This is a genomic window from Pseudomonas sp. ZT5P21, from assembly GCF_054897785.1.
Genome location: NZ_CM142705.1, coordinates 1,716,216 through 1,740,886 on the forward strand (window position 1 = coordinate 1,716,216; position 24,671 = coordinate 1,740,886).

Below are 24,671 nucleotides of genomic sequence, written 5' to 3' on the forward strand. Positions count from 1 at the left end.
GTCACCGTGGAGCAAGAAGCCTGGCAGGTATTGATTGTGGAAGACGACCAGCGTCTGGCCGAACTGACCCGCGATTACCTGGAAGCCAATGGCCTGCGCGTGTCGATAGAGGGCAATGGCGCCCTGGCCGCGGCCCGAATCATCGATGAGAAACCGGACCTGGTGATCCTCGACCTGATGCTGCCGGGCGAAGATGGCCTGAGCATTTGCCGCAAGGTCCGCGACAAGTTCGACGGCCCGATCCTGATGCTCACCGCCCGCACCGACGACACCGATCAGATTCTCGGCCTCGACCTCGGCGCTGACGACTACGTGTGCAAACCGGTGCGGCCGCGCTTGCTGCTGGCGCGCATTCAGGCGTTGCTGCGCCGCAGTGAAACACCTGAGCCGGCCCCGGAAAAACTCCGGCGTCTACAGTTCGGTCCATTAGTGGTCGACAACGCCTTGCGTGAAGCTTGGCTGCATGACAACGGCATCGAATTGACCAGCGCCGAATTTGATCTGCTGTGGCTGCTGGTGGCCAACGCTGGAAGAATCTTGTCCCGCGAAGAGATTTTCACCGCGCTGCGCGGCATCGGCTATGACGGCCAGGACCGCTCCATCGACGTGCGCATTTCGCGCATCCGGCCCAAGATCGGCGACGACCCGGACCATCCGCGGCTGATCAAGACCATCCGCAGCAAAGGCTACCTGTTCGTGCCCGAAGCCTGCGTAGACCCGTCGCTGTGAATTCGATCTTCCTGCGCATCTACGGCGGCATGTGCGCCGCGCTGATTCTGGTGGCGGTGCTCGGCGTGCTGGCCTTGCACATGCTCAACCAGGTGCGCAGCGAGCAGTACCGCGAGCGCCTGGCCCACGGCACGTTCTCGCTAATGGCTGACAACCTGCAACCGATGAATGAAACCCAGCGTCATCGTGCCTTGCTGGTGTGGGAGCGCTTGCTCGGCATTCCGCTGGCGCTGAAGACCTTCGCCCAGACCGACCTCGACCTGACTCAGCGCACCCGTGTGTTGCGCGGCCACGCGTTGGTGGAACAGACCGGACCGCATGCTGCGAAGGTTTATCGACTGGTCAGCGACAAAGAGCAGTTGATGCTGACCGGCGAGGTGCAGCAGATCAGCGAGCAACTGGCCCGGGCGACGATTTACCTGCTCGCCGACGAACTGGTGCGCGTCCCAGTGGCCGAGCAACCCAAGCGTCTGGCGCAGATAAAGAAGGAAAAGGGCTTCGGTTTCGATCTGCAGTTGGTCACGGTCGGCGAGGCCGACATGGATGAAGACCAGCGCCGCCGCGTGGCCGAAGGCGACACGGTGATGGCGCTGGGTAAGGAGGGCGATTCGATCCGGGTGTTTGCCGGCATGGCCGGCACGCCGTGGGTGCTGGAAATCGGCCCGTTGTATCAGATGAATCCTTACCCGCCGGAGTGGCTGGTGCTGATCGCTGCCCTCGGTTTGAGCCTGATCGGGTTGATCGTCTATTTGCTGGTGCGGCAACTGGAGCGACGTTTGCGTGGTCTCGAAGCGGCCGCCACGCGCATTGCCAAAGGCAGCCTGGAAACCCGCGTGCCGGCACGCGGCGCGGACTCGGTCGGGCGTCTGGCGTCGGCGTTCAACGGCATGGCTGAGCACTTGCAACAGTTGCTGGCGGTTCAGCGGGAACTGGTGCGCGCTGTGTCACACGAATTGCGCACGCCGGTGGCACGCCTGCGTTTTGGCCTGGAGATGATCGGCTCGGCCACCACGCCCCAGGCCTTGGAGAAATATCGCGAAGGCATGGACCACGACATCGAGGATCTCGACCGGCTGGTGGACGAGATGCTCACCTACGCGCGGCTGGAACAGGGGTCGCCGGCGCTGAACTTCCAGCGCATCGATCTGGATGCGCTGGTCAATCAGGTGATCGAAGAGTTGGCGCCACTGCGCGCCGACGTCACGGTGCAGCGCGGGTTGTGCCTGTCGGCGGCCGATTGTGACGACGCCTGGGTCGAAGCCGAGCCTCGCTACTTACACCGGGCGATTCAGAACCTTGTGAGCAACGCCATGCGCCATGCTCAATCGCGGGTGACTGTGAGTTATCAGGTGGGGCAGCAGCGGTGTCGGGTTGATATCGAAGACGACGGACCGGGCGTTCCCGAATCGGCGTGGGAGAAAATCTTTACGCCGTTCCTGCGACTGGATGACAGCAGAACCCGCGCGTCGGGCGGGCATGGCTTGGGCTTATCGATTGTGCGGCGGATCATCCATTGGCATGACGGACGGGCGTTGATCAGCAAGAGCAAGAGTTTGGGCGGGGCCTGCTTTAGCCTGAGTTGGCCGCGGAATCAAGAGAAGCGGTGAGATCTTTGTCGTTTGTTCGGGCCTCATCGCGGGCAAGCCCGCTCCCACAGTGTCCGTGTCGTATACAAAATCTGTGAACACCACTGAACCTGTGGGAGCGGGCTTGCCCGCGAAGAGGCCATGGAGGGCATCGAAAATCTTCAGGCCCTGATGCTGACCAGACTCAACAACTGCCCATCCTTCACCCCAAACTGCGCCTCCAGCTCGGTTCCATTGCGCCATTCACCGGACAGATCGGTCAGCAACCGCACCCGAACCTCACCAGCCTCGCTCCACTCCAGCACTTCGGCATGTTCAAAATAAAAACGCTGCTGAACGATCGGGTAGAGCGCCTTGAACAGACTCTCCTTCACCGAAAACGTCAACGTCACCAGCATCGCCAGTTGATCGCGAGGCCCGGCGGCCATGCGCTGCAACTCGGGCGGCGTGAGAATTTCCCCGGCCAGGCGTTCCGCCCGTTCAAGGTTGAGCAGGTTTTCCAGGTCCATGCCCAAGCCGCGCCAGTGGTTTTTCTGCGCGACAATCGCAGCGGCCCGGCCGGTGCTGTGGGTGATCGAGCCGGTGATGTGCGCAGGCCAGACTGGCGCCCGGTCTTCGCCAATGGCCGGGACGACATTCAGCCCTTCCAGCTGTTGCAGTGCGGCCCGTGCGCAAATCCGCCCGGCAAGAAATTCTGCCTGACGCTTGGCGACCGAGCGCTGGATCGTCGCGGGTGGCTCGATGGCGCTGCGCCGGAAATCATCGATGGCCAGTAGCGAGGTGTCGAAGTGCGTGCTCAGCAGCACCGTATCGGGCAGCACAAACGGCAGCGGCCAATGGGCATCGAGCGGGGTGCAGCAAGCGGGCAGGGCGGGGACGGGATTCATGGCGGGCATTTTGCCGGGTTGCCTTGAAGCTGGGTAGTGGCAGTGGGCTTTTGTGGCGAGGGGATTTATCCCCGTTGGGCTGCGAAGCGGCCCCAAAACCTGCAACCACATTTCAGCAGGGAAATTGCAATCGTCGGGTTTACGACTGCTGCGCAGCCGAACGGGGATAAATCCCCTCGCCACAAAAGCCCCTCGCCACAGGGTCTCTACCTGATCAGCTAAAAATCTTCTTGAAGAAGGCCTGCATGTCCGCCCACGATTTTTCATCTGCTGCCTTGTTGTAACCAATATCCGGCCCGCCATGGTCACTATGACTCAACCGATCCGCATCCGGGTTACTGAACCCGTGCTTGGCACTTTCAAGGCTGACGAACTGATAATCGGCCCCGGCCTTGTCCATCTCGCTCTTGAACGCTGCCACGTTATCCGCCGTCACCATGCTGTCCAGTGCACCATGCTCGACCAGGATTTTCGCCTTGACACTGCCCGGCGCTGCCGGTGTTTTAGTTGCCAGCGGCCCGTGAAAACTCACCACGCCCAGCAACGGCAAGCCCTGACGCGCGGCATTCAACACCACCGCGCCGCCGAAGCAATAACCGATGGCGGCAATTTTGTCCGGATCGGTTTGCGCCTGTTGTTTCAACAGATCAAGGCCAGCCTGAAACCGCGCACTGGCGGCCGCGCTGTCTTTGGTGGCGGCTTGCATGAAGGCCATGGCGTCCTTGGGATGCTCGGTGTTCTTGCCGCCGCCATACATGTCGATGGCCAAAGCGCTGTAGCCCAGACCGGCGAGATCACGCGCACGGCGCTTGGCGTAGTCGTTGAGCCCCCACCATTCATGCACCACCACCACGCCAGGGCGTGGACCTTTGATCGCATCGTCGTAGGCGTAATAACCGATCAGCTTCGTGCCGTCGGGGCTCTGATAAGGGATCTCCTGAGTCTTGATGGCGGCCTGACTGAGCCCGCTCAGGGCCAGCACGCAGAGAGCGAGGAACACACGCATGGTCGGATCTCCTGAAGAAAGTCGTGAAAACAGCCTAGTCGATTTGCTTCAGCTCGGGTTCAGAATGCGTTCAGGCAGAGTTCAGGGGACTCTGCGTAATGTAGCGCCGTACCCAAAGCACCTGCGCATGAGGAGATTCCCAAATGACTGGCTTTGAAAACCGGCTTCTGGCCTGCACCGTATTCAGCGTGAGCACCGGACAGTTTCGCCAGCCGGGCGCTTGGCCGCTATGATCTGTCCTGAAGATACGTGCCGTTGTACCGCTGGAGATGTTGATTTGCCGGGGAGAGCACTATGAAATTGCTGGTCGTCGAAGATGAAGCGCTGTTGCGCCATCACCTGCAAACCCGTCTGACGGACAGCGGCCACGTAGTCGAGTCCGTGGCCAATGCCGAGGAGGCGCTGTACCAGACCGAGCAGTTCAACCATGACCTGGCGGTGATCGACCTCGGGTTGCCGGGCATGGGCGGGCTCGACCTGATCCGCCAGTTGCGCTCGCGGGGCAAGAGCTTCCCGATCCTGATCCTCACCGCGCGTGGCAACTGGCAGGACAAGGTCGAAGGCCTCGCCGCCGGCGCCGACGACTACGTGGTCAAGCCGTTCCAGTTCGAAGAGCTGGATGCGCGCCTGAACGCCTTGCTGCGCCGATCCAGCGGCTTCATCCAGTCGACCATCGTCGCCGGGCCGCTGCTGCTCGACCTCAATCGCAAACAGGCGTCTCTCGACGAACAGCCGCTGGCGCTGACCGCGTATGAGTACCGGATTCTCGAGTACCTGATGCGTCATCACCAGCAAGTGGTGGCCAAGGATCGCTTGATGGAGCAGCTCTACCCGGACGACGACGAGCGCGACCCGAACGTGATCGAAGTGCTGGTCGGCCGTCTGCGCCGCAAACTCGAGGGCCCGGCCGGGTTCAAGCCGATCGACACCGTGCGTGGCCTCGGCTACCTGTTCAATGAGCGCTGCACTTGATTCGTTCGCTTCGCGTCCGCTTGATGCTCGCCGCCGCCCTCCTGGCGGTGTTGTTCATGCTGGCGTTGTTGCCGGCGATGCAGGGCGCGTTCAGCCTCGCGTTGCAGGATTCCATTGAGCAACGCCTGGCGTCAGACGTCACCACGCTGATCTCCGCCGCGCGGGTCGAGGGCAACCGCTTGCAGATGCCGGCGCAGTTGCCCGATGAACGCTTCAACCTCACTGACAGCCGTTTGCTCGGCTACATCTATGACCGCGAAGGTCACCTGGTGTGGCGCTCGAAAGGCACTCGGGAAGAGAACATCAATTACAAACCGCGTTACGACGGGCGCGGTAACGAGTTCGCCAGGATCAGCGAAGCCAACGGTCAGGAGTTCTTCGTCTATGACGTCGAAGTCAAACTGCTCGGCGGTAAAAACGCGGCGTTCAGCATCGTCGCCCTGCAACCGGTGCGCGAGTACGAAGTCACCCTCGAAGGCCTGCGGGAAAATCTTTATCTGGGTTTCGGCGCCGCGTTGCTGGTGCTGCTCGCGTTGCTGTGGATCGGTCTGACCTGGGGCCTGCAGGCGTTGCGCCGGCTGAGCCAGGAACTGGATGAAATCGAAAGCGGCACCCGCGAAAGCCTCAGCGAACAGCACCCACGCGAACTGCTGCGCCTGACCGGTTCCCTCAACCGTTTGCTGCACAGCGAGCGCGAACAGCGCAGCCGTTATCGCGATTCTCTCGACGACCTGGCTCACAGCCTGAAAACCCCGCTGACTGTATTACAAGGCGTCAGCGAGGACATGGCGCAGCGCCCGGAGGATCGTGATCAGGCCTGGGTGCTGCAAACCCAGATCGAGCGCATGAGCCAGCAGATCAGCTATCAGTTGCAGCGCGCGAGCCTGCGCAAAAGTGGACTGGTGCGCCATCAGGTGAAGCTGCGGCCGGTGCTACAAAGCCTCTGCGATACGCTGGACAAGGTCTACCGCGACAAGCGCGTGCGGGTGGCTTTCGACCTGCCGGAACACTGTTATGTGCCGATCGAGCAGGGCGCCTTGCTGGAAATGATGGGCAACTTGCTTGAGAACGCCTATCGCCTGTGCCTCGGCGAAGTGCGCATCGGCGCGCGTGAAACCTTGAGCGGGATCGAGTTGTGCGTTGAGGACGATGGACCGGATGTGCCGCCGGATCAACGTGCGCGGATCCTGCAGCGCGGCGAACGGCTGGACCGTCAGCATCCGGGGCAGGGAATCGGGTTGGCGGTGGTCAAGGACATCATCGAAAGCTACAACGCCAAGTTGACCCTGGGTGATTCGCCGATGGGCGGCGCGGCGTTCCGGATTCATTTTCCGGTGGTTTGATTGAATCAGGTTGTGTGGTTTCGGGCCCCATCGCGAGCAAGCTCGCTCCCGCAGGGGATCTTCTGTGGACACATTGTTTGTGTACGACAATGAACCCTGTGGGAGCGAGCTTGCTCGCGATGAGGCCAGTCAGTTCACCACAAAAAATCAGTTGTCCTGCGCGCGGTATGCGCCAGGTGTAAGGCCCGTCCACTTTTTGAACGCCCGATGAAACGCCGAAGGCTCGGAAAACCCCAGCTGCTCGGCAATCTGTTGCAACGACAGATCCGCACGCCCCAGGTGATAAATCGCGATGTCCCGGCGCAACTGATCCTTCAACTCCTGAAAACTCGAGCCCTCTTCGCGCAAATGCCGGCGCAAGGTCTGCGGGCTGATGTGCAGGTGCGCAGCCACCGTTTCCAGGTCCGGCCAGCGTGCGCTGTCGCGGCTGAGCAAGCGGCGCAACTGACTGCTCAGGCTGTCGCCGTCGTCGGGGCGCGACAACAGGTCCGCGGGCGAGCGTTCGAGGAAATGCTTGAGGGTTCGTTCGTCCTGCAACAACGGCATGTTCAGGTAGCGACTGTGGAACAGCAAACTGCTCTGCGCCGCCGAAAACTCCATCGGACAGGGGAACAGCAAATCATATTCGGCCCCGTGCGCGGGCCTCGGGTAACTGAACGTCGCCTGCTCCAGCCGGATGCGCTGGCCGATCAGCCAACTGCCGAGCCGATGCCAGACCATCAACTGGCTTTCGGTGAGGAAGTGGTCCGGGTCGCAGAACTTCGAGTCATCAAGACTCAGGCGGATCATCTCGTCTTCGCGGGTCAGGGTCAGACGTGGACCTTCGGGGAACAGGCTATAAAACAACAGGCCGCGATTGAGGGCCTTATCGAGATTGCGGCAGTGGATCACGGCGTGGCACATCATTGCGAAACTGCCGGTTTTGCTCGGTACCGGCCCGAAGCCCAGGTACTCGTCGTCCAGTGCCAGCCACAACCCCTGGATCAACCGGGTGAACTGCTCGGGTGCGATGCGCGCACGCGGTTCTTCAAGCAACTCGGGGCTGATACCGAGTTGTTGCAACAGGTTTGTACAGTCATGACCCAAGCGACGTGCGCCACCAAGGGCGGCACGGGCGAAATGACTGGCGATGGTGCGTTCGCGCATAGCAGGCAGGTCCGTCCATTGAACGACGGATGGTAGCCGCGTCGCCTCATGATGAACAAGGCGGATATCCGCCAAATTGCAGGATGCGGTTTGGTGGATGGGCGGAAATCCGCCACTGTTTGGTGGTGAGCGAGGGGAACGTTAAACCTGTAGCCCCTGATGTCAAAAGGCATACAGGGGTTTTGGCAAACGTGGCACGCCGCTTGCGATACAACGAGCAGAGGCCTGCCACTGCGCAGCTCGACAAAACAAATCCCTCCAGTGCAGGAGGGTTCGCAAATGAGGTGTCGTTGACAACAGATGGATGTTGTCGCGGGACGCTCTTGAGGAACTTTGCAATGACGACTCGTCAGCCACTGTACAAATCCCTGTATTTCCAGGTGATCGTTGCCATCGCCATCGGCATCCTTCTTGGCCACTTCTACCCGCAGACCGGTGTGGCCCTCAAGCCACTGGGTGACGGGTTCATCAAACTGATCAAGATGGTCATTGCGCCCATCATTTTCTGTACGGTCGTCAGCGGTATCGCCGGCATGCAGAACATGAAGTCGGTCGGCAAGACCGGCGGCTATGCGCTGCTGTACTTCGAAATCGTTTCCACCATTGCCTTGCTGATCGGTCTGGTCGTGGTCAACGTCGTGCAACCGGGCGCCGGCATGCACATCGACGTAACGACTCTGGACACCAGCAAAATCGCTGGCTTCATCTCGGCCGGTAAAGACCAGAGCATCATTGCCTTCATCCTCAATGTGATCCCGAACACCATCGTCGGCGCTTTCGCCAACGGCGATATCCTGCAAGTTCTGATGTTCTCGGTGATCTTCGGTTTCGCCCTGCATCGCCTGGGTGCGTACGGCAAGCCGGTCCTGGACTTCATCGATCGCTTTGCTCACGTGATGTTCAACATCATCAACATGATCATGAAGCTTGCCCCTGTCGGTGCCTTCGGTGCCATGGCCTTCACCATTGGTGCTTACGGTGTCGGCTCGCTGGTACAGCTCGGCCAGTTGATGATCTGCTTCTACATCACCTGCTTCCTGTTTGTGGTTCTCGTACTGGGCGCCATCTGCCGCGTGCACGGTTTCAGCGTGTTGAAGCTGATCCGTTACATCCGTGAAGAATTGCTGATCGTGCTGGGCACTTCCTCTTCGGAATCCGCTCTGCCGCGCATGCTGATCAAGATGGAACGCCTGGGTGCACAGAAATCCGTGGTGGGTCTGGTGATTCCGACGGGTTACTCGTTCAACCTCGACGGTACTTCGATCTACCTGACCATGGCGGCTGTGTTCATCGCTCAGGCGACCGACACCCAAATGGACATCACCCACCAGATCACGCTGTTGCTGGTGCTGTTGCTGTCCTCCAAAGGTGCCGCGGGCGTCACCGGCAGTGGCTTCATCGTGCTGGCCGCCACCCTGTCCGCCGTTGGCCACCTGCCGGTTGCCGGTCTGGCGCTGATCCTCGGTATCGACCGCTTCATGTCCGAAGCCCGTGCGCTGACCAACCTCGTTGGTAATGCTGTTGCGACCCTGGTTGTGGCCAAGTGGGTGAAAGAGCTGGACGAAGACAAACTGCAAGTCGAGCTGGCTTCTGGCGGTCGCGGTATCTCCGATGATCGTGAAGTAGACGACCTGGGTGTGGCCGAAGGCCCAACCCCGAGCAACGTCAAGTAAGACGAGTTGTCATGGAAAACCCGCTTCGGCGGGTTTTTTCATGATCGGGATTTGAGCATAACGGTCACCGTTGCTGACACATCAGGTGATTGCTGCAATGTCATCGGCTGCCTAGGCTTGAGGCATCGTTTACGGAGATCGCTCATGTTCGGTCCACTGACATCACTCAAGGTTCTGGATTTCTCGACACTGCTGCCGGGGCCGTTCGCCTCGTTGCTGCTTGCGGACATGGGCGCCGAGGTGTTGCGCATCGAATCGCCGACCCGCATGGACCTGTTGCGCGTGCTGCCGCCCCATGACCAGGGCGTGTCGGCCAGCCACGCCTACCTCAATCGCAACAAGCGCAGCCTCGCGCTGGACCTCAAGCAGCCTGAGGCGCTGGAGGTGATCCGGCAGTTGCTGCAGGACTACGACATTGTGCTGGAACAATTCCGTCCCGGCGTAATGGAACGTCTGGGCCTGGGATATGAAGCGTTGAAGGCGATCAACCCGAAGCTGATCTACGTGTCGATCACCGGTTACGGTCAGACCGGTCCCTACAAGGATCGCGCCGGCCACGACATCAATTACCTGGCGCTGGCGGGGCTGGCGAGCTACACCGGTCGCGCCGAAAGCGGGCCGTTGCCCTTGGGCATGCAAGTGGCGGATGTCGCCGGTGGCTCGTTGCACGGGGTAATAGGCCTGCTGGCAGCGGTGATTGCCCGGCAGCAAACTGGGTTGGGGCAGCAACTGGATGTGAGCATGACCGACTGCGCGTTCAGCCTGAACGCCATGGCCGGTGCGGGTTATCTGGCTTGCGGAGAGGAGCCGGGCAGGGACGATCAGATGCTCAACGGCGGCAGCTTTTACGATTATTACCGGTCGCGGGATGGCCGCTGGTTATCGGTGGGCAGTCTGGAGCCAGCCTTCATGAAGCAACTGTGTACGGCGCTGGGACTGGAGGAACTGGCGGCCCTCGGTTTGTCGCCTCAACCCGCCCAGCAAAAGAAGCTCAAGGAAGCGCTGAAGGCAGAAGTCGAGAAACACGATTTTGCCGAGTTGTGCGCGCTGTTTGCCGAGCTGGATGCCTGTGTCGAGCCGGTGTTGACATTGAGTGAGGCCGTTCGGCATCCGCAGTTGCGGGCTCGGGAAGTGGTGACCGAGGTGCCGCGGGGCGATGGCTCGACCCAAAAACAGATGGCCTGTCCGCTGAAGTTTTCCGAGGGCTTGCCGCAGCCCCGGCATATCGGCGCGGAACTGGGTGAGCATACGGATCAGGTGTTGGAGGAGTTGGGGTTTAGTGCTGAGCGGATTGCAGAATTACGGCGTGCAAAGGTGATTCTCTAGCGGCTGTACGGGCCCCTTCGCGAGCAAGCCCGCTCCCACACTGGATCTTCGTCGTTCACAAATCCCCTGTGGGAGCGGACTTGCCCGAGAAGGGGTCAGCCCGGACACCACAATACTGATCTATTCGACCCGCATCTCCCCACTGAACACCAACGTACTTCGACACTGACGACACAAGTACCGGCGCCCTTGCCGCACCAATCCATGCCGCTGCGCCGAAAACGGGAAATCGCTATCGACGCATGGGCATTTGTAGATGTAGCGGGCCACGCTGCGGCGTTTGACGTCGTAGGTGTGGCAACGATTGGGCGGCAACTCATACACGCCGCGCATGATCAGTTGCCACTCTTCGCCGTGGGGCTGAATGCGATCGCCGAACAACTGATGAGCGATCAGGTGCGCCACTTCATGGGCCACGGTCTGTTTGAGAAAGTCTTCGGTGTTTTCCCGATACAACTGTGGGTTGAAGCGCAGCAGGTTCTCGTGCAGATGCGCGACACCAGCTTTTTGCCCGCGCAGCTTGAGGCTCACCACGGGGCGTTTGAAGGTTCGTTTGAAAAAGGATTCAGCCAGCTGATAACAGTCTTCGACGCGGGTATTGAGTTGCTCGGGCATGCTTGATGGATCTCCAGAGACGTCGAGTATGCCGCAACCCCGGGGCCTTGCGAATCGCCGAAGCGCCGAATGGTCGTTACCCTCACATTAGTAGGCCGCCTTGCGGCGGCCTGTGTTGGCAGATCTTGTTTTTGGGTGGTGTGTTGCTAATTGGTATAGACCGGCCCCACGCCGAGTCCCCAGACAATAACCGTAAACGCCATGATGGCCACCAGCACCACCAGGCCTACGGCGAGCACCGAACTTGAAAACAGGAATCCCTCGTCGGTTGGAATGTTCATGAAAGTGGGTAAACCCACATACAGCAGGTACACCGTGTAGCAGATGGCCGCCGTCCCGACGATCATCCCCAGCCACATGTGTGGGTACAGCGCCGCGAGGCCGCCAATGAACAGCGGGGTCGCGGTATAGGTCGCAAACGCAACGCAACGGGCCAGGCTCGGATTGGCGTCATAGGTGCGAGCCATCCAGTGAATGAACGCGCCCATCACTGCAACGCCGCCGAGCATCGCCAGGTAAGACATGATCGTCATCCACAGCGCACTCTCTGTCGTTAGCATCACCGGCGCCCGATTGCCGATGACCCAGCCGATCTGTGTGGTGCCGATAAACGCCGACACGGCGGGAATCGCCGCCAGAATCAGCGTGTGGGTCAGGTACATGTGGCTGATGCTTTCCTCTTGGTCGCCACGGATTTCTTTCCATTCCTGGTCGGGGTGGGTGAAGAGCCCCACTACGTGATGGATCATGCCAGTCACTCCTCTTGTTTTTACCGTCGCCCCCCAGTGGAGCGCCTACAGGCCAAAGTGGCCACGTAGGAAAGGTCTGGATATGTGTGCGACCTTAATTCGCAGTATAGAAAGGTCTTAACCCCACAGGTGAGAGGGCTTAGAGCAAATCGCGCTGTAAAGCCTTCTGCTAATCGCCGCTGGGACTGTCAGCAACAATCCCTGTGGGAGCGAGCTTGCTCGCGAAAGCGGTGGATCAGGCAACCTCGCGGCGACTGACACGCCGGTTTCGCGAGCAAGCCCGCTCCCACAGGGGATAGTAGGCTCTTCGCCACCGAGGCGTTTTTGCGTAAAATGCCGGCCTTTCGTCACTCCTCACGGGTTTCGCGTCATGGGCACTCTCACGGTCAACCAGAACAAACTGCAAAAGCGCCTTCGCCGACAGGCCGGTGAGGCTGTTGCCGATTTCAACATGATTGAAGACGGCGACAAGGTCATGGTCTGTCTGTCCGGTGGCAAGGACAGCTACACCCTGCTCGATGTGCTGATGCATTTGCAGAAGGTCGCGCCGATCAAGTTCGAGATCGTCGCCGTGAACATGGACCAGAAGCAGCCGGGTTTCCCTGAAGACGTGCTGCCGGCTTACCTGAAAACGTTGGGGATCGAGTACCACATCGTCGAGAAAGACACCTATTCGGTGGTCAAGGAGCTGATCCCGGAAGGCAAGACCACCTGCTCGCTGTGCTCGCGCCTGCGTCGCGGCACGCTCTACACCTTCGCCGATGAAATCGGCGCGACCAAAATGGCGCTCGGTCATCACCGCGACGACATCGTCGAGACGTTTTTCCTGAACATGTTCTTCAACGGCTCGCTCAAGGCCATGCCACCGAAACTGCGCGCCGACGACGGTCGCAACGTGGTAATCCGCCCGCTGGCCTACTGCAACGAAAAAGACATTCAGGCTTACTCGGACTTCAAGCAGTTCCCGATCATCCCCTGCAACCTCTGCGGTTCTCAGGAAAACCTGCAGCGTCAGGTGGTCAAGGAGATGCTGCAAGATTGGGAGCGCAAGACACCCGGTCGTACCGAAAGTATTTTCCGTAGCTTGCAAAACGTTCAGCCGTCGCAACTGGCGGACCGCAACCTGTTTGATTTCACCAGCCTGCGTATCGATGAAACCGCCATGTCGCGGTTCGTAAACGTGGTCAACCTGTAAACAAATTGTGTGGGCGCGAGCTTGCTCGCGAATGCGTCCTGCCAGTCGATAACAATGTCAACTGACGGGACGCTTTCGCGAGCAAGCTCGCTCCCACAGGTTTTTCATTTTTCCTCAGGAGAGGGCATGCGCGACTACAAGTGGCTGCACGAATACTGTCTGAACCGCTTCGGTTCGGCGGCTGAACTGGAAGCCCACCTGCCCGTTCCCAAGACAGCGGCGCAATTGCGCAAGATCAGTGACGACCGATACCTCTCGACCATGGCGTTGCGCGTGTTCCGCGCCGGGCTCAAGCACAGCCTGGTGGACGCCAAGTGGCCGTCGTTCGAGGAGGTGTTCTTCAAGTTCGACCCCGAAAAAGTCGTGCTGATGAGCGCCGAACACCTTGAGCGCCTGATGCAAGACGCGCGGATCATCCGCCACCTGGGCAAGCTCAAGAGCGTGCCGCGCAATGCGCAGTTCGTGCTGGACGTGGCACATGAGAAGGGCAGCTTTGGCGCGTTGATCGCCGATTGGCCAGTGACCGATATCGTGGGGTTGTGGACCTTCTTGAAAAAACGCGGCCATCAATTGGGCGGGTTGTCGGCACCGAGATTTTTGCGGATGGTCGGCAAGGACACGTTTGTGCCGAGCTACGACGTGGTGGCGGCATTGAATGCGCAGAAGATCGTCGATAAGGTGCCGACCAGTCTGCGGGATCTGGCAACGGTGCAGGGCGTGTTCAATCAGTGGCATGAAGAGAGCGGCGGGCGGCCGATGAGCCAGCTTTCGATGATGCTGGCGTACACAGTGAATCATTAAGACCGAGTCGCGCCATTCGCGAGCAAGCCCGCTCCCACAGGGGATTTGTGAACGACGAAAATCCGCTGTGGGAGCGGGCTTGCCCGCGAAGGCGTAGTGTCAGGCGACGGAGGTTTCGCCCTCGCCAGCCAACTTGCGATTCAACTGAAACCGCCACCGCACATACAACAACGCCGAGCAAAACACCGCGAGACTTGCGCCCATCTCCAGCAATCCAAACAGCTGCCGGTTCGGGTCATACGCAGCCAGTGCGCCCTTGATGAAATACAAGTTCACCACAAAACACATCCACGAATGCCCCCGCGCGCTGCCGATGATCATCCCCGGCGCCAATAACAACAGCGGCACCAGTTCGATTAGCAGAATCACCCAAGGCCGCGCGCCATGCAGGTCGGCGAACACCAGGTAATAGGCGCAGAGCAATCCCACCAGACCGAAGTAGCACAGCAGACTGATGACGCGCATCGCCCGAACTCGCGGTTCGAGCCATTCAATGGAAGGCAGTACCTTCGGCTTTTTCGCCATGTCAGTTCACCAACTTTTGCGCAGTCTTCGCCAGCCGCAGCCCCAAGGCCCGGCACAGCGCCACTTCATGTTCATTCAAACCTAGTTTGCCGTCGGCACCGGCGTGATGACTGGCCCCGTACGGCGTGCCACCGCCACGGGTTTCCAGCAACGCTGATTCGCTGTACGGCAGGCCGGTGATCAGCATGCCGTGGTGCAGCAACGGCAGCATCATCGACAACAGCGTGGTTTCCTGACCGCCGTGCAGGCTCGCGGTGGAGGTGAACACTCCGGCCGGTTTGCCGACGAGAGCGCCGGTCAGCCACAGGTTGCTGGTGCCGTCGAGGAAATACTTGAGCGGTGCCGCCATGTTGCCGAAGCGCGTCGGGCTGCCGAGGGCCAGGCCCGCGCAGTTCTTCAGGTCGTCGAGGCTGGCGTACAGCGCGCCGTCTTCCGGAATGTCCGGCGACACCGCTTCGCATTCGGTGGAGATCGCTGGCACGGTGCGCAGGCGCGCTTCCATCCCGGACTGCTCGACACCACGGGCGATTTGCCGCGCCATTTCATTGGTCGAGCCGCTGCGGCTGTAATACAGAACCAGAATGTACGGCGCGCTCACGGCAGCAACTCCAACACGTTCTCCGGCGGACGGCCGATGATGGCTTTGTCGCCGACTTCGAGAATCGGCCGCTCCATGAGTTTCGGGTGCGCGGCGATGGCGGCGATCAATTGCGCCTCGCTCAGGCTGGCGTCGGCGAGGTTGAGGGTTTTGTACTCATCCTCACCGGTGCGCAGCAGTTGCCGGGCGCCAATGTCGAGCTTTTTCAGCAGGCTCAGCAGTTGCGCGGCGTCCAGCGGGGTTTCGAGGTAGCGGACCACGGTCGGGGTCAGGCCACGGGCTTCGAGCAGTTCGAGCGCACCGCGGGATTTCGAGCAGCCCGGATTGTGATAAAGCGTCAGATCGGTCATGTGCGGTTCGCATCTTGCGTAAGGTGGCGGCTATTCTAACTGTGCAGCGCGTAATCCAGAACCTTGAGAGGCGATGGGTCGCAGGCGCATTCAATTTTCAACAAGGACCACGACATGACAAGGCGACTGGCAGCGGCATTGGCGATCTTCGGGACGCTCGTGCTAGGGGGCTGCGGCAACGACTACGGCATCGATCAGAACGGCCATAAAGTCGCCGCCGAACGTCTGGACAAACAATGGCTGGTGCTCAACTACTGGGCCGAATGGTGTGGCCCTTGCCGGACCGAGATTCCGGAATTGAACAGGCTGGCCGATCAGCTGAAGGACAAGAAAATCGGTGTGTTCGGGGTCAACTTCGACAATGTGCAGGGTGAAGAACTGAAAAGCGCCAGTGAGAAACTGGGAATCCGGTTCACCGTGCTGGCCCAGGATCCAGCCGATCTTTTTGAATTGCCCCGCAGCGAGGCGTTGCCGGTGACCTACATCATCGATAACAAGGGCAAGGTGCGCGAGCAGCTGATGGGCGAGCAGACGGCGGCGGGGGTGATGGCGAAGCTTGAGGCGCTGAAAGCTACCAACTGATCTGTGCGGAAGGGCTTTTGTGGCAAGGGGATTTATCCCCGTTGGGTCGCGAAGCGGCCCCAAAGAAGGGACTGCTGCGCAGTCCAACGGGGATAAATCCCCTCGCCACAAATCCCCTCGCTGCAGGGGATCAACCCTCTTCAAGCCACCAGCGCAGCGGCTTGCCTTGCGCCGGCCAGAAGCGCATCTGCTCGATCGGCGAAACATCCCAGCGCTGCACGTTTTCCAGCGCCTGAAGGAAGCGCTGTTCCTGTTCCATGACTGCCGGCGCGCACAGCTTGCGCGTGCTGCCGACCCTGCCAAAGCTCAGCTTGTCCCTGTCCAGCGTGTACGGCGCGAACCAGTGGTTGCAGCCGCCATTACCGTAGGCCCGACCGTCTTCACCGAGGGTGATGGTCAGGTGGCTGTAATCCATCAGCGGACGCTCGCCGATCCATTCCAGAATGTAGCTGCGGTTTTGTTGCAGTTTCACCGATTCGGCGGCGCAGCCCAGCAGGCTGGCGCTGACCAGAGCAGTCAGAGCAAGGCGTTTCATCACGCAGGCTCCTGGCATTTCGAGCACAGGTGCTTTTCGCCGACCGACTTCCAGCCCAACTCGGCAATCCGCGCAGTGGCGGCAGGTTTTTCGGCCTTGTTGCCCAGCTTGGCGTCGACTGCGAACTCGAAGCTCAGCTCCTTGGCGCAGCTGTCGCAATTGACTTTCCAGGTATGGATTGCCAGTTCGCCAAACACCGGGCCACTGGCTACCGCGACCCATTGGCCGGGCGGATTGATCAGGTGGCGAACGGTTTCGACGGTCAGGCGCATGGACAAGTCCTTGGCACCTTTGAGGGTCACGACCAGCACGTCGTTGTTGCGAATCGAGCCGCCGTTGCCGGTGACTTGATAACGCCCCGGCACCAGGGCGCGGCATTCGGTGAGGGTGTGCTGCGGGTTCATCAGGCTATAGCGGAAATCGTGTTCGACCATGGGTCCTCCAAATATGCGCGGCATGCTAGCACGGACATCGACGCTGTACCGCGCAGGGAAATGACCTCCGATCCGGTTCAGCCAGTCTCGACCTGATTCTGTACCTGTCCGGCTGCCCAGGCTGCAATGTTCTGCAACGTTGTCGCGGCAATTGCGCCCAAGGCTTCACGGGTCAGGAAGGCCTGGTGCGCGGTGATGATCACGTTCGGGAAGGTCAGCAGCCGCGCCAGCACATCGTCCTGTAGCGGTAAATCGGAACGGTCCTCGAAGAACAGCTGCGCTTCCTCTTCATACACGTCCAGCCCCAGGTAACCCAATTGGCCATCCTTCAGTGCGTCGATCAGCGCCGGCGTGTCCACCAGACCGCCACGCCCGGTGTTGATCAACATGGCACCGGGTTGCATGTGCGCCAGTGACTCGCAATTGATCAGGTGTTTGCTCTGTTCGTTGAGCGGGCAATGCAGGCTGATGATCTGCGACTCGGCCAGCAGCTGCGGCAAACTCAGATAACGCGCGCCGAGGGCTTCGACCTGCGGATTGGGAAAAGGATCGTAGGCCAATAGCTGACAGCCGAAACCGTTCATGATTTTCGCGAAGGTCGCGCCGATTTGCCCGGTGCCGACCACACCGACCGTCTTGCCGACCAAGTCAAATCCGGTCAGTCCATGCAGGCTGAAATCCCCTTCGCGGGTGCGGTTGTAAGCGCGGTGCAAGCGTCGGTTGAGCGCCAGGATCAGCGCCACCGCATGCTCGGCCACCGCATGGGGCGAGTAGGCCGGAACCCGTACGATCGACAACCCCAGCCGCTTCGCTACAGCCAGGTCGACATGGTTGTACCCGGCCGAACGCAAGGCTATCAGGCGTGTGCCGCCCGCGGCGAGGTGTTCGAGCACCGGGGCGCTGAGGTCATCATTGATGAAGGCGCAGACGACTTCGTGATGTTCCGCCAGCGCCGCCGTGTCCAGGCTCAGTCGTGCCGATTGAAAGTGCAGCTCGATCCCGGCGGGGAGGTCGGCGCCGAGAAAGCTGTCGCGGTCGTAGGTCTGGCTGCTGAAAAGGATCGTGCGCATCGTTTTCTCCTTGCCCGGATGATTGTAGGAGCGAGCTTGCTCGCGAAAAATCCGAGACCATCGAGGGGTATCAGGCTGCCAGCGTAATCGTTGACGACCATCGCGAGCGAGCTCGCTCCAGGGATTGTGGTGAGCCGCTTTTGTGTTACATCACGCATTTATACGGGCGTGAGCCGCCAGGCGATTGATGGCGCGGTCGAGGTCTTCCAGTGCGACGGGCGCCTTGGGGTCTTGCTGCTTGAGCAGGGTTTCGCTGCGCTGGCAGGCCGCGCGCAATTGCGGCACGCCGCAATAACGGGTCGCGCCATGCAAGCGATGCACTCGTTCGATCAAGGCATTGTGGTCGTTGGTCTCTCGGGCTACGCGGATCGCTTCGCGGTCGGCTTCCAGGGACGCCAGCAACATCGCCAGCATGTCCGCTGCCAGATCCGCCTTGCCGGCGGCCAGGCGCAACCCTTCTTCATGATCCAGCACCTGCAACTCGTGGCTAGCACCATGACTGTCGCTGGACCGTTCCGGCCCCTGATTGCGCAGGGCCAGGCCAGTCCACTTCAGTACCACCTGCGCCAGTTGCCGTTCGCTGATCGGTTTGGTCAGGTAATCGTCCATACCGCTTTGCAGCAGCGCGCGTTTTTCGTTGGCCATGGCGTGTGCGGTGAGAGCCACGATCGGCAGCGGGGTGCTATGCCGCTCGCTTTCCCACTGGCGAATGGTTTCGGTGCTCTGGCGCCCGTCCATGCCAGGCATCTGCACGTCCATCAACACCAGATCGAAGGTCTCGCTCTGCACCGCTTTGACGGCGGCGTAACCGCTCTCCACCGCGAGCACCTTGGCGCCCAGGTCTTCAAGCAGGGTTTGCACCAGCAGCAGATTGGCCGGGTTGTCGTCGACGCAGAGCACCTTCGGCGCCCGGCTGGACACCGGTTCCCCAGGGTCGCTGCGGTGCTGGCGCGGATTGACCAGATCGGACAAGGCCCGGCGCAACTTGCGGGTGCAGGCCGGTTTGGCCTGAAGCTGGCTGTGCGGGTTGGGCACTGAGAGGTGGAACAGCGTCTGCTCGGTGGTCGGGCACAGGACCAGTACTTTGCAGCCGAGGTGTTCGAGGTCCCAGATGTGCTGATTCAGGCGTTCCGGCGGCATGTCGTTGCTGGTGATGCCGAGGACGGCGAGATCGATCGCCTGATCGGTCTGGTGAGCGACGGTCACCTCATTGGTCAGGCTTTCCAGGGTGTTGAATGGTGTCACTTCCAGGCCACAGTCTTCCAGTTGATGCTGCAACGCCTGACGGGCCAGTTCGTGGTTTTCCAGCACCGCGACGCGGCGTCCGAGCAGCGGGGGGCCGGGCAAGTCTTCGGCGTCGTCGCGGGTTTTTGGCAAACTCAGGCTGACCCAGAACTCCGAGCCTTCGCCTGGCGTGCTGTCGACGCCTATCTCGCCGCCCATCTGTTCGATCAAACGCTTGGATATCACCAGTCCCAGACCGGTGCCGCCGGGTTGCCGGGACAGCGAGTTGTCGGCCTGGCTGAAAGCCTGGAACAGCGCCCGCACGTCCTCGTTCGACAGGCCGATGCCGGTGTCCTGAATGCTGATGCGCAGTTGCACACTGTCTTCGTGTTCTTCTTCGAGCATGGCGCGGGCAACGATGGTGCCTTCGCGGGTGAACTTGATCGCGTTGCTCACCAGGTTGGTGAGTATCTGCTTGAGTCGCAGCGGGTCGCCGACCAGCGAAAGCGGCGTGTCGCGATACACCAGGCTCACCAGTTCCAGCTGTTTGGCGTGGGCGGCCGGGGCGAGGATGGTCAGGGTGTCCTGGAGCAGATCGCGCAGATTGAACGGAATATGGTCGAGTACCAGCTTGCCGGCCTCGATTTTCGAGAAGTCGAGGATCTCGTTGATGATCCCCAGCAGGCTGTCGGCGGATTTCTCGATGGTGCCCAGATAATCGAGCTGACGCGGGGTCAGTTCGCTTTTTTGCAGCAGGTGGGTGAACCCGAGAATGCCGTTGAGCGGCGTGCGGATTTCATGGCTCATGTTGGCCAGGAACTCGGATTTGATCCGGCTCGCTTCCAGGGCTTCCTTGCGCGCCAGGTCCAGTTCGATGTTCTGGATTTCGATGGTTTCCAGGTTCTGGCGCACGTCTTCGGTGGCTTGGTCGATGCTGTGCTGCAGTTCTTCCTGAGCGTTTTGGAGGGTGCCGGCCATGCGGTTGATGCCGGACGCGAGCTCATCCAGCTCCTGACTGCCAAGAGGCGGCAGGCGGGTTTCCAGATGACCGTCCTTGAGTTGCGCCACCGCTTGCTTGATCTGGCTCAGCGGCCGGTTGATGGTCCTGCCCATGCGCAACGCCAGCAGCGCCGCCCCGGCGAGGCCCGCGCCGATCAACAGAAGGCTGGCGAACAGGCTGCGATAACCGCGCAGCAGCATGCCGTTGTGGGACAGTTCAAGTTCGACCCAGCCCAGCAGGCGGTCGGCTTCTTCGGGAATCAGGTCGCCGGCCAGATTCCGGTGCTTGCCGAACACCGGTAACAGGTAACGCGTCGCATCGTTGCCGCTGCGGCGCAGCAGCTGCGAGCCGTTACCCATTGGCGCCTGATTGAGCATGGTCGGGCCGGCGTGGGCGAGTAGCGTGCGGTCCGGGGCGAGCAAGGTCACCGCACGCACGTCGGGGGTTTCCAGGGACTGGGTGGCAATGCGTTCCAGCAGTTCAGCGTCCTTGTGACCCATTGCCGGCGCTACGAGGGGCGCGAGCTGTTCGGCGATCATTTCGCCGCGCTGCATCAGTTGGGTCTGCAGGTCGGATTGCTGCATCCAGGTAAAGTAGCCGCCCAGCACCAGGGCCATCAGGCTGGTCGGAAGCAAGGTCAGCAACAGCACGCGGCCTTTAATTCCCAGTTTCTTGAGCACGCATCTCTCCTGCATCCAGCCATTTAGGAACCTGCGCGTGCATCCGGCACGCGCCACTTGCGCAGTGTAGCGATTTGCATGCGGGCAATCTTCGTAAAATTGACGACGTCATTCGTCGGGCCGTTCAATGCTTTGACGTCGCGGGGCAAACCTTCGGTTGCCCCCGACGATGCAATCTTGAATAATCGGCAACTGAGAATTATTTGCAGATACTCATGACTCCCATTCCTGTCGGCCATCCCCGCATCCTTTCCATCGAAGACGACCTAGTCCTCGGTGCTTATGTTCACGAGCAACTGGGTCGCAGCGGTTTCCAGGTGACCTGGTGCCAGAACGGACAGGAAGGCCTGACGATTGCCCGCGAACAACCCTTCGATGTGGTACTGATGGACATTCTGCTCCCGGGCATGAACGGTCTGAATGTGCTGACCCAATTGCGCCAGAGCCATTCGACCCCGGTGGTGCTGATGTCGGCGCTGGGGGCGGAGGCGGATCGCATCAGCGGTTTCCGCCTCGGCGCCGATGACTATTTGCCCAAGCCCTTCAGCATGGCCGAATTGCGCGTGCGCATCGAAGCCATCCTGCGGCGCGTAGCGCTGGATCGTCGGCCGACCGTCGAACCGGTTCTCCTGGCGGCGGACAGTCTGCATTTCGACGATGAGCGCTTCGAGGTGTTCTATGGCGAGCACGCCGCCGGCCTGACCCGCAGCGAGTACCGGTTGCTGGACACGCTCAACCGCAACGGCGATGAAGTACTGAGTAAAGCCTTCCTTTATCAGCATGTGCTGCAGCGGGGTTACGCGGCCCACGACCGCAGCCTCGACATGCACATCAGCCAGATCCGTCGCAAGCTCAAGGCTATCGGCTACACGGAGCGGGAAGTGCGCACGGTCTGGGGCAAGGGTTATGTCCTGAGTGCTGCCGATGAAATGGTCTGACTTGCCGGGCAGGCATTCGCTGTTCTGGAAACTTGCCTGCCTGCTGGTGGCGTTCTGTCTGCTGATGATCTGGCTGAGCTGGTCCTGGGGCCGCTACATGGAAGAGCGCAACCAGTTTCTGTCGGACGAGGCCCGAGGCACTCTGACGCGCTATGCCGCCGAAGCCGAGCAGGCGTGGCAGCAGCGCCAGAGCGACGGCGTTGATGCCTGGCTGCACGTGATGCGTCAACGTGAAACGGGCTGGGCGGGCGTCATTGGAAGTGATTTGCAGTCATTGAGCAATCGGCCACTGACGGACCAGGAAATCGAGCGCCTGACTTTTCTGCGCGGCCTGGACTGGCCGATCCACAAGAAGCGCCTGCCGTGGCTACGCGTGCCGTTCCCCGGCGATCCGTCCGTCGGTAGCCTTGTCATCGAACTGCCCCAGCGGTTCACGCCCGGGCGCTACCGGGTGTTCTGGCGCGTGATTACCAACGGCGTGATTCCCGGGCTGTTCACTTTGCTGTTGTGTGTCGGGTTGTATCGATTGCTGGTTGTCCCCCTCAATCAACTGCGCGAACAGGCCAACGCCTGGCGTGCCGACCAGTTGGGCGTGCGACTGTCGCGTCACACAACCAACCGTTCCGATGAATTAGGTGAGCTGGGCCGCGCGTTCGATCACATGTCCGAGCGCCTGCAAAGTACAGTGGCCCTGCAACAACAGTTGCTGCGCGACTTGTCCCATGAATTGCGCACGCCATTGAGCCGTTTGCGGGTGGCCAGCGAGGGCGAGCAAAGTCTGGCGCAGCTACGCGAACGCATTGGTCGCGAAGTCGATGGCATGCAGCGGTTGGTCGAAGACACGCTGCAACTGGCCTGGCTCGACACCGAGCGCACGCCCTTGCCCGACGAGGCAATCCAGATTCAGGCGCTGTGGGAAATGCTCACGGAAAACGCCTGCTATGAAAGCGGCTGCCCGGTGGGTCAGTTGCAGTGTGCGGTGGATTCATCCTGCTGGGTGCGCGGCAATCTCAATACCCTGGCGCAGGCATTGGAAAATATTCTGCGCAATGCCATTCGTCATTCGCCGAAGGGCGGCGTTGTGCGCCTGGATGGGCGGCGCGAGGGTGATTACTGGCACTTGTGGATCGAGGATGAGGGTGGCGGGGTGGCTGAAGAGGATCTGGAACGGATCTTCTCACCGTTCACTCGGCTTGATGGTTCGCGGCCCGGGAATGGCGGGTTCGGGTTGGGGTTGAGCATCGCGCGGAATGCGGTGCGGCGGCAGGGCGGGAGGCTTTGGGCGGAGAACACGATGACAGGGTTGCGGCTCAACATGTGGTTATTGGCCGATGACGATGGTGTCAGTGATAACGCCTTCGCGAGCAAGTCGGAACGCCGCACCGCCGCTCCCACAGTTGCACGGAGCCAACCACAAATAGTGTGATCATCCCGGATCTCCATGTGGGAGCGGGCTTGCTCGCGAAGAGGCCCTCCCATCCACCACCGCTCTGATTTTGCCGGAGCGTTCCCGAGATTCTGTACGACATTTCCCAAAGGGTATCACCGGTCATTTCAAGCTTCCTTGACGGTTTAAGCTCACGCTTTAACTCATGTTCAAGGAGTCAGGCATGACTGCCCCCCACGTTCCCGGCAACACAACCGACGACCGCTTCAATGAAGTGCTTGCGCTGATTCACGGTGCCAGGCAGCAGGCCATGCAGGCGGTGAATACACGTCTGATCGAGCTGTATTGGCAGGTGGGTGGTTACATCAGTCGCAAGATCGAACTGGCGGAATGGGGGGACTCCGTCGTCAGTCAATTGGCTGAGCATCTGGCTCAAACTCAGCCAGGGTTGCGTGGGTTTACTCGATCGAATTTGTTCCGCATGCGGCAATTCTACGAGACCTATCGGACTGAAGAAAAAGTCGCACCACTGGTGCGACAAATGTCTTGGTCACACAACCTGCTCATTTTCAGCCAGTGTAAACGGCCGGAAGAGCGTGAGTTCTACGTGCGTATGGCCGTTCAAGAAAAGTGGTCAAAACGCGAGTTGGAGCGCCAGTTAAAGGCTGCACTGTTCGAACGCAGCGTAACCCAACCGGCAAAAGTTTCCGCAGCACTGAAGCAAAACCACCCCTCGGCACTGGAGATATTCCGCGACGCCTACATGGTTGAGTTTCTCGACCTGCCCGGTACCCATACCGAGGCCGATCTGCATCAGGGCTTGCTGGCGCGTCTCAAGGAATTTCTGATCGAGCTTGGCCGCGATTTCTGCTTTGTCTGCTCACAATACCCGCTGCAAGTTGGCGGCCGGGATTTCGCCCTGGACCTGTTGTTCTTTCACCGTGGGCTCAACTGCCTGGTGGCCATCGAGCTCAAGGTCGGTCGTTTTGAACCGGAGTACCTGGGCAAGCTGAATTTCTATCTGGAAGCGCTGGATCGTGGTGAGTGCAAGCCTCACGAAAACCCTGCCATTGGCGTACTTCTCTGTGCCAGCAAGGAAGACGAAGTGGTCGAGTACGCGCTTAACCGCAGCCTGTCGCCAGCGCTGATCGCTGAATACCAGGTCCAGCTTCCCGACAAACAATTGCTGCAGGCCAAGTTGCATGAGTTCTATGCCTTGAATGTCGCCGGTTTGACGTAACAAGCATTGTTTGGGGGTATTTAACTTGTGGTTGTAATTTAAGAAGGTAGCCAATGAATATAATAATAAGAACGCCCGCC

24 protein-coding genes are annotated in these 24,671 nt (G+C 60.3%); 12 read left to right on the forward strand and 12 right to left on the reverse strand.

Features of this window, described 5'->3' with window-relative positions:
• The first annotated feature begins 6 nt into the window (after positions 1-6).
• Together ACYZT9_RS07915 and ACYZT9_RS07920 are read left to right on the forward strand one after the other, a co-directional pair.
• A complete protein-coding gene (locus tag ACYZT9_RS07915; protein ID WP_462009290.1) occupies positions 7-729 on the forward strand; it encodes a winged helix-turn-helix domain-containing protein in 723 nt (240 codons plus the stop codon).
• On the forward strand, positions 726-2,336 hold the full coding sequence (locus ACYZT9_RS07920) for an ATP-binding protein (protein WP_462009291.1): 1,611 nt from the start codon (positions 726-728) through the stop codon (positions 2,334-2,336). The genes ACYZT9_RS07915 and ACYZT9_RS07920 overlap by 4 nt, the downstream gene beginning before the upstream one ends.
• A 140-nt stretch (positions 2,337-2,476) precedes the next feature.
• Here the strand turns inward: ACYZT9_RS07920 and ACYZT9_RS07925 are convergent, their stop codons facing one another.
• The gene (locus ACYZT9_RS07925; protein WP_462009292.1) at positions 2,477-3,202 is read right to left on the reverse strand and encodes a 4'-phosphopantetheinyl transferase family protein; all 726 of its coding nucleotides are present in this window, start codon (positions 3,200-3,202) and stop codon (positions 2,477-2,479) included.
• Positions 3,203-3,416: 214 nt separating this feature from the next.
• A complete protein-coding gene (locus ACYZT9_RS07930; RefSeq protein WP_462009293.1) occupies positions 3,417-4,208 on the reverse strand; it encodes a dienelactone hydrolase family protein in 792 nt (263 codons plus the stop codon).
• A gap of 294 nt (positions 4,209-4,502) precedes the next feature.
• On the opposite strand from ACYZT9_RS07930, the gene ACYZT9_RS07935 reads away from it, so the two are divergent.
• Together ACYZT9_RS07935 and ACYZT9_RS07940 are read left to right on the forward strand one after the other, a co-directional pair.
• Positions 4,503-5,180, forward strand: a complete 678-nt coding sequence (locus tag ACYZT9_RS07935) for a response regulator (RefSeq protein ID WP_462009294.1) — start codon at positions 4,503-4,505, stop codon at positions 5,178-5,180.
• Positions 5,177-6,523 carry an ATP-binding protein gene (locus ACYZT9_RS07940; RefSeq protein ID WP_462009295.1) on the forward strand — a complete coding sequence of 449 codons (1,347 nt, stop codon included), beginning with the start codon at positions 5,177-5,179 and terminating at the stop codon, positions 6,521-6,523. The genes ACYZT9_RS07935 and ACYZT9_RS07940 overlap by 4 nt, the downstream gene beginning before the upstream one ends.
• Positions 6,524-6,670: 147 nt before the next feature.
• Here the strand turns inward: ACYZT9_RS07940 and ACYZT9_RS07945 are convergent, their stop codons facing one another.
• Complete coding sequence (locus ACYZT9_RS07945; protein WP_462009296.1) at positions 6,671-7,669, reverse strand: AraC family transcriptional regulator; 999 nt, start codon at positions 7,667-7,669, stop codon at positions 6,671-6,673.
• 338 nt (positions 7,670-8,007) lie between these two features.
• Here ACYZT9_RS07945 and ACYZT9_RS07950 point away from each other — a divergent pair, with 338 nt between their 5' ends.
• Together ACYZT9_RS07950 and ACYZT9_RS07955 are read left to right on the forward strand one after the other, a co-directional pair.
• Complete coding sequence (locus ACYZT9_RS07950; RefSeq protein ID WP_462009297.1) at positions 8,008-9,342, forward strand: dicarboxylate/amino acid:cation symporter; 1,335 nt, start codon at positions 8,008-8,010, stop codon at positions 9,340-9,342.
• Positions 9,343-9,486: 144 nt separating this feature from the next.
• Positions 9,487-10,668 (forward strand): CaiB/BaiF CoA transferase family protein, encoded by a 1,182-nt coding sequence (locus tag ACYZT9_RS07955; protein WP_462009298.1) that lies wholly within the window; start codon positions 9,487-9,489, stop codon positions 10,666-10,668.
• Positions 10,669-10,788: 120 nt separating this feature from the next.
• On the opposite strand, the gene ACYZT9_RS07960 is transcribed toward ACYZT9_RS07955, so the two are convergent.
• Positions 10,789-11,283, reverse strand: a complete 495-nt coding sequence (locus tag ACYZT9_RS07960) for a SprT family zinc-dependent metalloprotease (RefSeq protein WP_462009299.1) — start codon at positions 11,281-11,283, stop codon at positions 10,789-10,791.
• A gap of 146 nt (positions 11,284-11,429) precedes the next feature.
• Complete coding sequence (locus ACYZT9_RS07965) at positions 11,430-12,032, reverse strand: Yip1 family protein (protein WP_462009300.1); 603 nt, start codon at positions 12,030-12,032, stop codon at positions 11,430-11,432.
• Between the two features lie 370 nt (positions 12,033-12,402).
• Between ACYZT9_RS07965 and ttcA the strand changes: the two genes are divergently transcribed.
• Both ttcA and ACYZT9_RS07975 read left to right on the forward strand, forming a co-directional pair.
• Positions 12,403-13,227, forward strand: coding sequence for a tRNA 2-thiocytidine(32) synthetase TtcA (gene ttcA, locus ACYZT9_RS07970; protein WP_462009301.1), 825 nt, complete (start codon positions 12,403-12,405; stop codon positions 13,225-13,227).
• Positions 13,228-13,353: 126 nt separating this feature from the next.
• On the forward strand, positions 13,354-14,028 hold the full coding sequence (locus ACYZT9_RS07975; protein WP_462009302.1) for a DNA-3-methyladenine glycosylase I: 675 nt from the start codon (positions 13,354-13,356) through the stop codon (positions 14,026-14,028).
• Positions 14,029-14,127: 99 nt separating this feature from the next.
• On the opposite strand, the gene ACYZT9_RS07980 is transcribed toward ACYZT9_RS07975, so the two are convergent.
• From ACYZT9_RS07980 to arsC, 3 genes are read right to left on the reverse strand one after another with little or no spacing between them, the layout of a single operon-like run.
• A complete protein-coding gene (locus tag ACYZT9_RS07980; RefSeq protein ID WP_462009303.1) occupies positions 14,128-14,553 on the reverse strand; it encodes a DUF2069 domain-containing protein in 426 nt (141 codons plus the stop codon).
• Between the two features lies 1 nt (position 14,554).
• Complete coding sequence (gene wrbA, locus ACYZT9_RS07985) at positions 14,555-15,151, reverse strand: NAD(P)H:quinone oxidoreductase (protein ID WP_462009304.1); 597 nt, start codon at positions 15,149-15,151, stop codon at positions 14,555-14,557.
• The gene (gene arsC, locus ACYZT9_RS07990) at positions 15,148-15,501 is read right to left on the reverse strand and encodes an arsenate reductase (glutaredoxin) (RefSeq protein WP_462009305.1); all 354 of its coding nucleotides are present in this window, start codon (positions 15,499-15,501) and stop codon (positions 15,148-15,150) included. The genes wrbA and arsC overlap by 4 nt, the downstream gene beginning before the upstream one ends.
• A gap of 114 nt (positions 15,502-15,615) precedes the next feature.
• Here arsC and ACYZT9_RS07995 point away from each other — a divergent pair, with 114 nt between their 5' ends.
• Positions 15,616-16,083, forward strand: coding sequence for a TlpA disulfide reductase family protein (locus tag ACYZT9_RS07995; protein ID WP_462009306.1), 468 nt, complete (start codon positions 15,616-15,618; stop codon positions 16,081-16,083).
• A gap of 130 nt (positions 16,084-16,213) precedes the next feature.
• Here the strand turns inward: ACYZT9_RS07995 and ACYZT9_RS08000 are convergent, their stop codons facing one another.
• The 4 genes from ACYZT9_RS08000 to ACYZT9_RS08015 all read right to left on the reverse strand — a co-directional run bounded on the left by ACYZT9_RS08000 (position 16,214) and on the right by ACYZT9_RS08015 (position 21,026).
• Complete coding sequence (locus tag ACYZT9_RS08000; protein WP_462009307.1) at positions 16,214-16,618, reverse strand: META domain-containing protein; 405 nt, start codon at positions 16,616-16,618, stop codon at positions 16,214-16,216.
• The gene (locus tag ACYZT9_RS08005) at positions 16,618-17,052 is read right to left on the reverse strand and encodes a hypothetical protein (RefSeq protein WP_462009308.1); all 435 of its coding nucleotides are present in this window, start codon (positions 17,050-17,052) and stop codon (positions 16,618-16,620) included. The genes ACYZT9_RS08000 and ACYZT9_RS08005 overlap by 1 nt, the downstream gene beginning before the upstream one ends.
• A gap of 77 nt (positions 17,053-17,129) precedes the next feature.
• Positions 17,130-18,122, reverse strand: a complete 993-nt coding sequence (locus ACYZT9_RS08010) for a 2-hydroxyacid dehydrogenase (protein ID WP_462009309.1) — start codon at positions 18,120-18,122, stop codon at positions 17,130-17,132.
• A 150-nt stretch (positions 18,123-18,272) separates the two neighbouring features.
• Positions 18,273-21,026 (reverse strand): response regulator, encoded by a 2,754-nt coding sequence (locus ACYZT9_RS08015; protein ID WP_462009310.1) that lies wholly within the window; start codon positions 21,024-21,026, stop codon positions 18,273-18,275.
• 215 nt (positions 21,027-21,241) lie between these two features.
• Here ACYZT9_RS08015 and ACYZT9_RS08020 point away from each other — a divergent pair, with 215 nt between their 5' ends.
• The 3 genes from ACYZT9_RS08020 to ACYZT9_RS08030 all read left to right on the forward strand — a co-directional run bounded on the left by ACYZT9_RS08020 (position 21,242) and on the right by ACYZT9_RS08030 (position 24,591).
• Positions 21,242-21,964: a response regulator transcription factor gene (locus ACYZT9_RS08020; protein WP_462009311.1), complete on the forward strand. Its 723-nt coding sequence runs from the start codon at positions 21,242-21,244 to the stop codon at positions 21,962-21,964.
• Positions 21,951-23,390, forward strand: a complete 1,440-nt coding sequence (locus tag ACYZT9_RS08025; protein WP_462009312.1) for a histidine kinase sensor domain-containing protein — start codon at positions 21,951-21,953, stop codon at positions 23,388-23,390. Before ACYZT9_RS08020 ends, ACYZT9_RS08025 begins: the two co-directional genes overlap by 14 nt.
• A gap of 184 nt (positions 23,391-23,574) precedes the next feature.
• Entirely contained in the window at positions 23,575-24,591 is a 1,017-nt protein-coding gene (locus ACYZT9_RS08030; RefSeq protein WP_462009313.1) for a PDDEXK nuclease domain-containing protein, read from the forward strand.
• Positions 24,592-24,671: the final 80 nt, after the last annotated feature.

Bases quoted from the DNA above. Each gene is read 5' to 3' on its own strand.
- ACYZT9_RS07925 (WP_462009292.1), bottom strand. From the start codon at position 3,202: ATGAATCCCGTCCCCGCCCTGCCCGCTTGCTGCACCCCGCTCGATGCC.
- ACYZT9_RS07930 (WP_462009293.1), bottom strand. From the start codon at position 4,208: ATGCGTGTGTTCCTCGCTCTCTGCGTGCTGGCCCTGAGCGGGCTCAGT.
- ACYZT9_RS07935 (WP_462009294.1), top strand. From the start codon at position 4,503: ATGAAATTGCTGGTCGTCGAAGATGAAGCGCTGTTGCGCCATCACCTG.
- ACYZT9_RS07945 (WP_462009296.1), bottom strand. From the start codon at position 7,669: ATGCGCGAACGCACCATCGCCAGTCATTTCGCCCGTGCCGCCCTTGGT.
- ACYZT9_RS07950 (WP_462009297.1), top strand. From the start codon at position 8,008: ATGACGACTCGTCAGCCACTGTACAAATCCCTGTATTTCCAGGTGATC.
- ACYZT9_RS07955 (WP_462009298.1), top strand. From the start codon at position 9,487: ATGTTCGGTCCACTGACATCACTCAAGGTTCTGGATTTCTCGACACTG.
- ACYZT9_RS07960 (WP_462009299.1), bottom strand. From the start codon at position 11,283: ATGCCCGAGCAACTCAATACCCGCGTCGAAGACTGTTATCAGCTGGCT.
- ACYZT9_RS07965 (WP_462009300.1), bottom strand. From the start codon at position 12,032: ATGATCCATCACGTAGTGGGGCTCTTCACCCACCCCGACCAGGAATGG.
- ttcA (WP_462009301.1), top strand. From the start codon at position 12,403: ATGGGCACTCTCACGGTCAACCAGAACAAACTGCAAAAGCGCCTTCGC.
- ACYZT9_RS07975 (WP_462009302.1), top strand. From the start codon at position 13,354: ATGCGCGACTACAAGTGGCTGCACGAATACTGTCTGAACCGCTTCGGT.
- ACYZT9_RS07980 (WP_462009303.1), bottom strand. From the start codon at position 14,553: ATGGCGAAAAAGCCGAAGGTACTGCCTTCCATTGAATGGCTCGAACCG.
- arsC (WP_462009305.1), bottom strand. From the start codon at position 15,501: ATGACCGATCTGACGCTTTATCACAATCCGGGCTGCTCGAAATCCCGC.
- ACYZT9_RS07995 (WP_462009306.1), top strand. From the start codon at position 15,616: ATGACAAGGCGACTGGCAGCGGCATTGGCGATCTTCGGGACGCTCGTG.
- ACYZT9_RS08000 (WP_462009307.1), bottom strand. From the start codon at position 16,618: ATGAAACGCCTTGCTCTGACTGCTCTGGTCAGCGCCAGCCTGCTGGGC.
- ACYZT9_RS08005 (WP_462009308.1), bottom strand. From the start codon at position 17,052: ATGGTCGAACACGATTTCCGCTATAGCCTGATGAACCCGCAGCACACC.
- ACYZT9_RS08010 (WP_462009309.1), bottom strand. From the start codon at position 18,122: ATGCGCACGATCCTTTTCAGCAGCCAGACCTACGACCGCGACAGCTTT.
- ACYZT9_RS08020 (WP_462009311.1), top strand. From the start codon at position 21,242: ATGACTCCCATTCCTGTCGGCCATCCCCGCATCCTTTCCATCGAAGAC.
- ACYZT9_RS08025 (WP_462009312.1), top strand. From the start codon at position 21,951: ATGAAATGGTCTGACTTGCCGGGCAGGCATTCGCTGTTCTGGAAACTT.
- ACYZT9_RS08030 (WP_462009313.1), top strand. From the start codon at position 23,575: ATGACTGCCCCCCACGTTCCCGGCAACACAACCGACGACCGCTTCAAT.